This is a genomic window from Actinoplanes sp. KI2, assembly GCF_025630775.1.
Classification (GTDB): Bacteria; Actinomycetota; Actinomycetes; order Mycobacteriales; family Micromonosporaceae; genus Actinoplanes.
On the sequence record NZ_JAOSZE010000075.1, the window covers coordinates 20,723 to 29,883 of the forward strand.

The 9,161-nt window shown below is 72.8% G+C and carries 10 protein-coding genes and 1 rRNA gene; 2 read left to right on the plus strand and 9 right to left on the minus strand.

Annotated elements, in window-relative coordinates:
* The 4 genes from ODJ79_RS44315 to ODJ79_RS44330 are packed head-to-tail and all read right to left on the minus strand — an operon-like array spanning window position 1 to window position 2,782.
* A complete protein-coding gene (locus tag ODJ79_RS44315) occupies window positions 1-888 on the minus strand; it encodes an NAD kinase (protein WP_263029757.1) in 888 nt (295 codons plus the stop codon).
* Complete coding sequence (locus ODJ79_RS44320) at window positions 885-1,730, minus strand: TlyA family RNA methyltransferase (RefSeq protein WP_263029758.1); 846 nt, start codon at window positions 1,728-1,730, stop codon at window positions 885-887. Before ODJ79_RS44320 ends, ODJ79_RS44315 begins: the two co-directional genes overlap by 4 nt.
* Before the next feature lie 4 nt (window positions 1,731-1,734).
* The gene (locus ODJ79_RS44325) at window positions 1,735-1,983 is read right to left on the minus strand and encodes a hypothetical protein (RefSeq protein ID WP_263029759.1); all 249 of its coding nucleotides are present in this window, start codon (window positions 1,981-1,983) and stop codon (window positions 1,735-1,737) included.
* 4 nt (window positions 1,984-1,987) lie between these two features.
* Window positions 1,988-2,782 carry a phasin family protein gene (locus ODJ79_RS44330; protein WP_263029760.1) on the minus strand — a complete coding sequence of 265 codons (795 nt, stop codon included), beginning with the start codon at window positions 2,780-2,782 and terminating at the stop codon, window positions 1,988-1,990.
* Window positions 2,783-2,890: 108 nt separating this feature from the next.
* On the opposite strand from ODJ79_RS44330, the gene ODJ79_RS44335 reads away from it, so the two are divergent.
* Window positions 2,891-3,226 (plus strand): SCP2 sterol-binding domain-containing protein, encoded by a 336-nt coding sequence (locus ODJ79_RS44335; protein ID WP_263029761.1) that lies wholly within the window; start codon window positions 2,891-2,893, stop codon window positions 3,224-3,226.
* Here ODJ79_RS44335 and ODJ79_RS44340 read toward each other — a convergent pair.
* The 4 genes from ODJ79_RS44340 to ODJ79_RS44355 all read right to left on the minus strand — a co-directional run bounded on the left by ODJ79_RS44340 (window position 3,204) and on the right by ODJ79_RS44355 (window position 7,582).
* Window positions 3,204-3,836, minus strand: coding sequence for a flavin reductase family protein (locus tag ODJ79_RS44340; RefSeq protein WP_263029762.1), 633 nt, complete (start codon window positions 3,834-3,836; stop codon window positions 3,204-3,206). The genes ODJ79_RS44335 and ODJ79_RS44340 overlap by 23 nt on opposite strands.
* A 66-nt stretch (window positions 3,837-3,902) precedes the next feature.
* Complete coding sequence (locus ODJ79_RS44345; protein WP_263029763.1) at window positions 3,903-5,180, minus strand: methyl-accepting chemotaxis protein; 1,278 nt, start codon at window positions 5,178-5,180, stop codon at window positions 3,903-3,905.
* A 79-nt stretch (window positions 5,181-5,259) separates the two neighbouring features.
* A complete protein-coding gene (locus tag ODJ79_RS44350; RefSeq protein WP_263029764.1) occupies window positions 5,260-6,294 on the minus strand; it encodes an HAD-IIA family hydrolase in 1,035 nt (344 codons plus the stop codon).
* Between the two features lie 214 nt (window positions 6,295-6,508).
* Window positions 6,509-7,582, minus strand: a complete 1,074-nt coding sequence (locus ODJ79_RS44355) for a hypothetical protein (protein WP_411267441.1) — start codon at window positions 7,580-7,582, stop codon at window positions 6,509-6,511.
* On the opposite strand from ODJ79_RS44355, the gene ODJ79_RS44360 reads away from it, so the two are divergent.
* Window positions 7,547-8,938 (plus strand): hypothetical protein, encoded by a 1,392-nt coding sequence (locus ODJ79_RS44360; protein WP_263029765.1) that lies wholly within the window; start codon window positions 7,547-7,549, stop codon window positions 8,936-8,938. The two genes, ODJ79_RS44355 and ODJ79_RS44360, sit on opposite strands and share 36 nt — an antisense overlap.
* A gap of 66 nt (window positions 8,939-9,004) precedes the next feature.
* On the opposite strand, the gene rrf is transcribed toward ODJ79_RS44360, so the two are convergent.
* Window positions 9,005-9,121: ribosomal RNA gene (rrf, locus tag ODJ79_RS44365) — 5S ribosomal RNA — on the minus strand.
* Window positions 9,122-9,161: the final 40 nt, after the last annotated feature.

The following is a 9,161-nucleotide window of genomic DNA, read 5'->3' on the forward strand; positions in this document are numbered from 1 at the left end:
TCAGCGTCGATTACCGCGCCAGCCTTCCACCGGCAGCGCGAACTTCGCCACCAGGACATCGGTGAACGGCTTCGGCGCGAGCCGGACGAGGCGTACCGGAAGCTGCCCACGCTCGACGGTGACCTTCGCCCCCGGCGGCAGGTCCCAGGTGCGCCGGCCGTCGCAGCAGAGCACCGCGAACGACGTGTACGGGTCGACCGTCACCACGAACGACGAGGTCGGTGCCGTCACCAGCGGCTTGGAGAACAGGGCGTGCGCGCTGATCGGCACCAGCAGCAGCGCCTCCACCTCCGGCCAGACCACCGGGCCGCCGGCCGAGAACGCGTACGCCGTCGAGCCGGTCGGGGTCGCGCACACCACGCCGTCGCAGCCGTACCGGGCCAGCGGCCGGCCGTCCACGTCGACCAGCAGCTCCAGCATCTGCGCGCGCTGGCCCTTCTCGACGCTGACCTCGTTCAGCGCCCACGACTCGGCGATCACCCGGCCGCCGTACTCGGCCCGGACGTCCAGCGTGAGCCGCTCGTCCACCTTGTACGTGCCGTCGACGACCTCCTTGACCGCGGAGTCGATGTCGCCGATCTCGGCCTCGGCCAGGAAGCCCACCTTGCCCAGGTTGATCCCGAGCAGCGGCGCCTTCACCGGCCGGGCCAGCTCGGCCGCCCGCAGGAACGTGCCGTCCCCGCCGAGCGCCAGCACGATCTCCACGCCCTCGGCCGCCTGCGGCCCGGTCACCGGGGTCACCTCGGTGGGCAGGTCGAGGTCGGCCACCTCCTCGGCGACCACCCGCACCTCGAAGCCGGCGGCGAGCAGGTCGCGGACGACGGCGCGGGCGTGCTGGGTGCTCTGGCGTCGCCCGGTGTGGGTGACCAGGAGGGCAGACCGCATCATTGGTCCTCCATCTCAATCTCCGGCGCGGCAGAAGCTACCTCCCCGGACGGCCCCGCGGCGACCACTTCGTCGATCTCTGCGCGATCGGCCGGAGGAGCGTCCCGGCGGAACCAGACGAAGAACTCGACGTTCCCGCTCGGGCCCGGCAGCGGGCTCGCGGTCACCCCGGCCACGCCCAGCCCCAGCCCGGCGGCGGTCGCGGCCACGTCCAGGACCGCCTCGGCGCGCAGCCGCCAGTCGCGCACGACGCCGCCCGTACCCACTCGTTCCTTACCCACCTCGAATTGTGGTTTCACCATCAGCGCGAGGTCGCCGTCCGGCTCGGTGCAGGCGGCCAGCGCGGGCAGCACGAGCCGCAGCGAGATGAAGGACAGGTCGGCCACGGTCAGCTCGACCGGCCCGCCGATCGCCTCCGGCGTCAGGGTGCGGACGTTGGTGCGTTCCAGAACGACAACCCGTCCATCCGTACGGATCGGCCAGGCGAGCTGCCCGTACCCGACGTCGACCGCGACCACCTGGCGGGCGCCGGCCCGCAGCAGCACGTCGGTGAAGCCTCCGGTGGAGGCGCCGGCATCCAGGCAGCGCCGGCCCTCGACGGGGAGGCGCTCGAAGGCGGCCAGCGCCCCGGCCAGCTTGTGGCCGCCGCGGGAGACGTACTCGGTCGCCGGGTCCTCGCCGGTGACCAGCACCGGGTCGGCCGGGTCGACCATCGCGGCGACCTTGCGGGCCACGGTGCCGCGCACCTGCACCCGACCGGCCTCGACCAGCTGCGCGGCCTGCTCCCGGGAGCGGGCCAGCTTGCGGCGCACCAGCTCGGCGTCGAGCCGGGCACGACGAGCCATCCGCTCAGCCCTCGATGCTGGAGAGGGTCTCCTGGAGCACCTGGTGCGCGGCCTCGTACGCGGCGATCTGCTCACCGGGCGCCAGCCGGCCGGCGTTGGCGATCGACCGCAGCGCGGCGTCCACGGCCGGGTGCCCGGTCGTCTCGACGATCCGGCGCTCGTCCGGCTCGGCATGCGGTGCCGGCTGCGGAGGATGCGGTGCCGGGCGGAACCCACCCCCGGGCGGAGGTCCGGGCCTGAACGGGAATGTCATGGAATCAAGCCTCCGGCTCGGTCTTCGGCTCGGTGGTCGGCGCAGCCACGGATGCCGGCGGCGGCGCGACCTTCTTGACCGCCTTCTTCGCCACGGTCTTCTTCGCGGGCGCCTTCTTGGCCGGCAGCACCGTCTCGGCGGCGGCCGCCTTCACCGGCGCCGTCGGCGCTTCCGCGGTGCCCGCCGGAGCCGCCGGAGCCGCCGGCGTCACGTTCTTCACAGCCTTCTTCGCAACGGCCTTCTTCGCCACGGCCTTCTTCGCCACGGCCTTCTTGGCGACAGCCGAGACCGGCTTCTGGGCGACCGCCTTTTTGGCGACCGTCTTCTTGGCGACCGCCGAGACCGGCGCCGTGCCCGCTGCCGGCATCGCGTTCGGCGTGGCCTTCACGGCCTTCTTCGCCACCGCCTTCTTGGCGACCTTCTTCGGCGCCGGCGCCGGCCTCTCCAGCCGGGTACCGCCGACCGCCGACGCCGCGCCGTCCCCCGGCACCGCCTTGGCCTGCGCCGCCTGCAGCTCCTTCTCCAGGTCCCGGACGCGGGCGGTCAGCTCGTCGACCTCCTCCGCGGTGGCCAGCCCGACCGCACCGAGCGCCTTGTCGACCTCGTACCGCACGATGTTGGTCAGCGCCTCCCGGTTGGCCATGCCGGCCGACAGCAGGTCCTCGACCAGCCCCTGGAGCTGCGCGGCGGTGGCCCCGCCCTTGCTGACCAGGTCACCAACCGCCTTCTGGGCACGTTTACGGGGTATCTCGGTCAATCCGAGCGCCATCTCCAGATACGCCCGCCATGCGTCCGGCATGTTCCACTCCTCTCGGGCTCGCGTCGGGTGTCACGCTACCGGGCGATTCGCGCGCCCACTGAGGTACCGTGCGCTACGGCAAGCGGTGTCGCGGCGAAAGGGTGTCAGATGGCCACGGTGGACGAATGCCGGACCGCGCTGCACGGCCTCGCGGCCAAGCTCGACCGGAACGCGGAGGCCCAGGGCAAGCTCGACCTCGAGCGTACGCTCGCCTGCCGGGTCCCCGATCTCGGCACGGCCTTCCACGGGCGGCTGAGCGGCGGCCGGCTGCTCGAGATCGCCGACGGCGACGACCCGACGGCGAAGATCGCGCTGACCGCGAAGAGTGACGACCTGGTCGCCCTGCTCGCCGGCGAGCTCGACGTGACCCGGGCGATCGCGTCCCGCCAGATCAGCGTGAAGGCGAACCCGTTCGACCTGCTCAAGCTACGGAAGCTGCTCTAGGCATTCGCCATCCCTCGGCCAGCCGGGACGGGTGCACGTTCTCCCCGCCGCCGAAGAAGTCGCAGAATTTCATGATCAGCGGATCCCAGCGCAGCGGGTCCACGTACGCCGTCCCCGGGATCACGATCTCCTCGTCGACGTGCGCCCGCAGCACCCGCACCTCGTATCCGTGCGCGCTGACCTCGGGTCCCCCGAACGGTGTAACCCTGGTCACGGTGCACTCCAGCTGGATCGGGCACTCCCGGGCGCGCGGCGGCGCGACCAGGTCCGACTCCTGCGCGGTGAGCCCGGCGAGCGCGAACTTGTCCGCCACGTGCCGATAGCCCTGCGCCAGCTTGTAACCGGTGATCTCGCTCTTGCCGGTGGTGAGCGCGATCCGGTCGACCGCGTCCACCATCGCCGACGACGGCAGGTTGAGCACGCACTCGCCGCTGCGCTGCAGGTTGGCCGCGGTCTGACTGTTGTCGCCCATGCCGAGCATCGCGGACTGGCCGAGCCACCAGGCGGACGACATCGGCGCGAGGTTCGCGGTGCCGTCCGGGTTGCGGGTGCTGACCAGCACGACCGGCGTGCCGAAGTAGAGAACCTTGAGTCCGGGTACCAGATGCATGCCTCGATGCTCACCCGCCCGAGGGGTCCAAGGCTGGCGGGAATCGGACCTCTCGATCCACGGGGATCAACCCGCGGAGAGCCGGTCGAGCCCGGCCAACACCTGATCCGCGGCCGTGGTCGCCTGCGACAGCTGACCGGTGATGTCGGCGAGCACGGCCGCCTGCTCCTCGACCGAGCGCGCGATCGTCAACTGCAGCTCGTGAATGTCGCCGACAGCATTCGTGGTCGACGCGAACGTCTGCGCCACGTCGTCCGTCTCCGCGACGATCGCCTCGATCACCTCGTTGACCTTGCCGACCGACGTCGCCGTCTCCCGCGCGAGATCCTTGACCTCGCCGGCCACGACCGCGAACCCCTTGCCCACCTCGCCGGCCCGGGCCGCCTCGATCGTGGCGTTCAGCGCGAGCAGGTTCGTCTGATCGGCGAGCGACGCGATGAACGCGTTCACCTCCGCGATCTCCCCGACCGAGCGCTCCAGCAGGCGTACCTTGTCACCCGCGGACGACGCCGCCTCCTTGCCGCTCGCCGCAGTCTCCGCGGCCTGCCCCGACTGCGCCGCGATCTCCCGCACCGAGGACGTGAGGCCCGCCAGCTTCCGGTCGACCTCGCCGACCGCCCGGATCGCCGCGTGCGCCTCCGCGCTGATCGACGCCACCGATTCGGTGATCTCCCGGGCCTGCGCCGCCGCCATCTCCGACCGTTGGTGCAGATCGGCGGCCGCCAGCTCGCGAGCGTGCCGCTCGGCCTGCTCGGTCGCCTGCCGGGCGTGCTCCGCCTCCTGGGCGAGCAGCTCGTTCTCCCGCTCGGTCTGCTCCGCGAAGTGCCAGAACACCACGATCCCGAACACCTCGAGCGCGGCCAGCCCCGCGTGGATGGCCACCATCCCGATCGCACCGCCCACGCTCAGATCCATCCCGAACACGCGCTCCGGCGCGATGACGCCGAAGATCCCGTGATGCACCACCACCGCCAGCACCGCGAAGACCAGCGGCCACCATTGCTGATAGAGCGCCACAAAGATCAGCACCGCGTACAGATGGATGTGTGACGTCATCGCGCCGCCGCACAGTTCGATGAGGACGAATGTGCAGACGACCAGTCCGACGCCGGTGAGCGTCGACTTGGAGCCGATCGAGGGCAGCATCGGGACGACCGCGGCGATCAGGCCCACCCCGGTGGTCAGCAGGATCCCTTCCAGCAGCGGCCGCGGCCCGAGCACCGAGATCAGCAGAAACGCCGGCACGTGCAACCAGAGCAGGGTGAGCACGATGCGATGGCGGGAATGCCAGGACGCCTCGGTCAGCCGCGCGCCCCGAGGCAGACCGGAAACAGCGAACGGCATACCCCATCATCAACGCAGATCGCGCCCGCTCGTCCGCCAATTCAAAGATCAAAGGCTTTTCCGGTACGCGAGGGCAAAGCTACCGCCGCCAGCTCTCCAGGAGCTTCGCCGCCGCCGCGGAAGCCGGCTCGAGCCCCGACACGGGCACCCCGTTCCAGGTCACCGCGCACAGCAGGCGCAGCGCCACCACCGGGTCGCCGTCGCCGTCCAGCGTCGCCCGGTCGCCGTTCCGCGTCACCCGCCACCCGCCGGCCTCGGACTCCGCCAGCGGCAGCCGCGCGTCGCCGCCCGGCCGGAACAGCCCACCCAGATCGGCGGCCACAAACGTCGGACGACGCTCCGGCGGCGCCGCCAGCACGTCGGCCGGCCCGCTCACCCCGGTCAGCACCAGCAGGCAGTCCATGCCGGCGCCGACCGCACCCTGGATGTCGGTGTCCAGCCGGTCACCCACGACCAGCGGGCGCCGTGCCCCCGAGAGCGACGCCGCCGTGGTGAACAACGCCGGCTCCGGCTTGCCCACCACCAGGTCCGGCTCCCGGTCCAGCGCGGTACGCAGCACCGAGACCAGCGACCCGTTGCCCGGCAGCGGCCCGCGCGGGCTGGGCAGCGTCCGGTCGGTGTTGGTGGCGACCCAGGTCGCGCCGGCGCGCACCGACAGCGCAGCCTCGGCGAGGATCCGCCAGTCGACGTCCGGCCCGTAGCCCTGCACCACCGCGGCCGGCTTGTCCTCGAACGTCGACACCGGCGCCAGCCCCGCGTCCCGCACCTCGGCCCGCAGCGCCTCGGCCCCGACGACCAGCACCGGGGCACCGGTCGGCAGCCGCCGGGCGAGCATCGCGGCCGCCGCCCCGGCCGAGTTGAGCACCTCGTCCGCGGTAGCCGGCACACCCATCCCGGTCAGCAGCGCGGCGACGTCGCCCGCACGGCGAGAGGCGTTGTTGGTCGCGTACGCGACGTGCACCCCGTCCGCACGCAGCCGCTCGATCGCCTCGGCGGCTCCCGGAATCGGCTTGTCGATCAGGTAGACAACCCCATCCAGATCAAAGATGACCAGGTCATAGCCGCCCACCAGCTCGTCGCCCACGCCGCCCGCCTCTCGCCCAGCCGCCCGCATCCGGATTACCCGCACCGCCCAGCCAAGCCGACCGGGTCACCCCGCCGCAAGCGATGCCGAAAAGGGTCACACCGCCATAAGCCGAGCGGGCCGGGTCACCCCGGCCGTACGCCGAGCCGGCCGGGTCACCCCGGCCGCAAGCCGAGCCGGCCGAGTCACCCCGCTCCAAGCCGAGCCGGCCCACTTGGGGCCCGCCCGGCCACGCCGACGGGCGTCAGCGCCGCTTCTCGTCCGGGCCGGAGGTTGGGCTGTCGCCCCGGTCGGCCGGCGTGTCCGACTCGGGGTCGAGGTCGGCCTCGTCGTCGAAGTCGTCGTCCTCGGCCTTGGCCTTGGCGTCGACCTCGCTCAGGTCGTCCTCGTCGAGGTCGTCGTCCTCGTCGTCGAAGTCGTTGTCGTCGGGCAGGCCGTCGCCGCGGGCCGAGAGCTCGTCGGCGTCCTCGAGACGGTCGTCCTCACGACGGTCGTCCTCGTCCTCACGACGGTCGTCCTGGTCCTCGAAGTCGTCGTCCTCGTCCTCGTCCTCGTCGAAGTCCTCGTCGTCCTCGTCGAAGTCGTCGCGGGCCGAACGCTCGCCCTCGTCGTCGAAGTCCTCGTCGTCCTCGTCGTCGAAGTCCTCGTCGGCGGCGCGGTCCTCGTCGGCGGCGCGGTCCTCGGCCTCGAACTCCTCGACGTCGTCCTCCTCGTCGCCCTCGATCGTGATGCCGTCGAGCTCCAGCAGCCGCTCGGTGGCGTCGGTCAGCTGGTCCTCGTCGACGGCCGCGGCGCGGGAGAACCACTCGCGGGCCTCCTCGCGGCGGCCGGCGGCGAGCAGCGCGTCGGCGTAGGCGTACCGCAGCCTGGCGGCCCAGTCCGCGTCGTCGTCGGTGGTCAGCTCGCGGACCTGCAGCATCGCCACGGCCGCGTCGTGCTGGCCCAGGTCGCCGCGGGCGCCGGCCGCCACGATCAGCAGCTCGATCGCGCTCGACTTGTCCAGCTTCTCGATGTCGGCGCCGCGGTACAGGTCGATCGCCCGCTCCGGGTGACCCTGCGCCCGCTCGCTGTCGGCGATCTCGGCCAGATGCGTCTGGCTGCCGGTCATCCGGTGATAGGCGCGCAGGTCGGAGATCGCGGTGCTCCAGTCCCCGGCCGCGTACCCGGCGAGACCGACCGCCTCACGCACGACAGCGATCCGGGACGCGAGCCGCCGCGCCGCCTTCGCGTGCTCCAGCGCGAGCTCGGCGTCCTCGTCGATGATCTGGCCGGCGGCCACGAGATGCCGGGCGACCTTGTCGGCCACCTCCCGGCTCAACGACAGCAGCTCGGCGCGCACCTCCTGGTCGAGGTCGCTCGCGACGATCTCGTCAGGGATCTCCGGCGCCTGCGGGGCCCGCTCGCCGCCCGGAGCCTCGTCGCGGTCCCGGTCGTCCCGGAAGCCGCGCTGCTCCTCGCCCTGCTCCTGGTCACTGCGGAAGCCACGCCGCTCCGGCCCGCCCCGGAAGTCCCGATCGCCGCGGAAACCACCCCGGTCGCCGCCCCGATCGTCCCGGAAGCCTCCCCGGTCACCCCGGAACCCGCCGCGGTCGCCACCCCGGTCGTCCCGGAAGCCACCCCGGTCCCCGCCGCGGAAGCCGCCACGGTCGTCCCGGAACCCGCCGCGGTCGCCCTGCGGCCGATCGCCGCGGTAACCACCGCGGTCGCCGCCACCACCCTGGTAGCCGCCACGCTCCCGATCGCCCCCGCGGAACCCACCGCGGTCGCCCTGCGGCCGGTCACCGTAGGACCGGTCCCGGTCGCCGCCGCGATATCCGCCACGGTCGCCACCCTGCGGACGGTCCGAGCGATACCCGCCCCGGTCACCACCCTGCGGACGATCGGATCGGTACCCGCCCCGGTCACCACCCTGCGGACGATCCGAGCGGTACCCGCCCCGGTCGCCGCCCGACGGCCGGTCGGAGCGGAACCCACCCCGGTCACGGTCGCCCTGGTAGCCGGCCCGGTCACGGTCGCCACCGCGGTAACCGCCACCCTGCGGCCGATCCGAACGGAACCCGCCCCGATCACCACCCCGGTCACGGTCCCCACCTCGGTAGCCGCCGCCCTGGTAGCCCCCGCGGTCACGGTCGCCGCCGCGGGACCCGCCGCCCTGGTAGCCCCCGCGGTCACGGTCACCACCCTGCGGACGGTCCGAGCGATAGCCGCCCCGGTCGCCGCCCGACGGCCGATCGGAGCGGAACCCGCCCCGATCACGGCCGCCCTGGTAGCCGGCCCGGTCACGGTCGCCGCCGCGATAGCCGCCACGGTCGCGGTCCCCGCCGCCCTGGTAGCCGCCGCGGTCACGGTCGCCACCGCGGTCCCGGCCGCCGCCACCCTGGTAGCCGCCGCGGTCACGGTCGCCACCGCGATAGCCACCACGGTCACGGTCCCCGCCGCGGCCGCCGCCCTGGTACCCGCCTCGGCTGCCGCCCTGGTAGCCGCCGCGGTCGTCACGGCCGCCGGAGGATCGTCCGCCGCGCGAGTGCGAGTCGCCATCCCGACCGCGGCCGGGCCGGCCCTCGTCGTCGCGGTTGCTGGAGCCGCCGTCGTGCGGTCCTGTAGTCACGGATCAATCCTTCCGATACGGCGGCCCAGCCAAACGGGGCTCTGCCTTGACACTCAAAGTTACTAGGGGCCGGACGCACAAACGCAGACGAGGGCCAACCCCGTCCGGGGTGGCCCTCGTCTGTCACGTTGAGTCCGGCGGCGTCCTACTCTCCCACACCCTCCCGGGTGCAGTACCATCGGCGCTGGAGGGCTTAGCTTCCGGGTTCGGAATGAGACCGGGCGTTTCCCCTCCGCTATGACCACCGAAACAGCTGCCAGCATTGCGAACAACAACCGTTCGTAACGGG

Excerpts from the sequence above, each read along its gene's own strand:
- ODJ79_RS44315 (WP_263029757.1), bottom strand. The coding sequence starts at position 888 with ATGATGCGGTCTGCCCTCCTGGTCACCCACACCGGGCGACGCCAGAGC.
- ODJ79_RS44320 (WP_263029758.1), bottom strand. The coding sequence starts at position 1,730 with ATGGCTCGTCGTGCCCGGCTCGACGCCGAGCTGGTGCGCCGCAAGCTG.
- ODJ79_RS44325 (WP_263029759.1), bottom strand. The coding sequence starts at position 1,983 with ATGACATTCCCGTTCAGGCCCGGACCTCCGCCCGGGGGTGGGTTCCGC.
- ODJ79_RS44330 (WP_263029760.1), bottom strand. The coding sequence starts at position 2,782 with ATGCCGGACGCATGGCGGGCGTATCTGGAGATGGCGCTCGGATTGACC.
- ODJ79_RS44335 (WP_263029761.1), top strand. The coding sequence starts at position 2,891 with ATGGCCACGGTGGACGAATGCCGGACCGCGCTGCACGGCCTCGCGGCC.
- ODJ79_RS44340 (WP_263029762.1), bottom strand. The coding sequence starts at position 3,836 with ATGCATCTGGTACCCGGACTCAAGGTTCTCTACTTCGGCACGCCGGTC.
- ODJ79_RS44345 (WP_263029763.1), bottom strand. The coding sequence starts at position 5,180 with ATGCCGTTCGCTGTTTCCGGTCTGCCTCGGGGCGCGCGGCTGACCGAG.
- ODJ79_RS44350 (WP_263029764.1), bottom strand. The coding sequence starts at position 6,294 with ATGCGGGCGGCTGGGCGAGAGGCGGGCGGCGTGGGCGACGAGCTGGTG.
- ODJ79_RS44360 (WP_263029765.1), top strand. The coding sequence starts at position 7,547 with ATGCCGGGCGACCTTGTCGGCCACCTCCCGGCTCAACGACAGCAGCTC.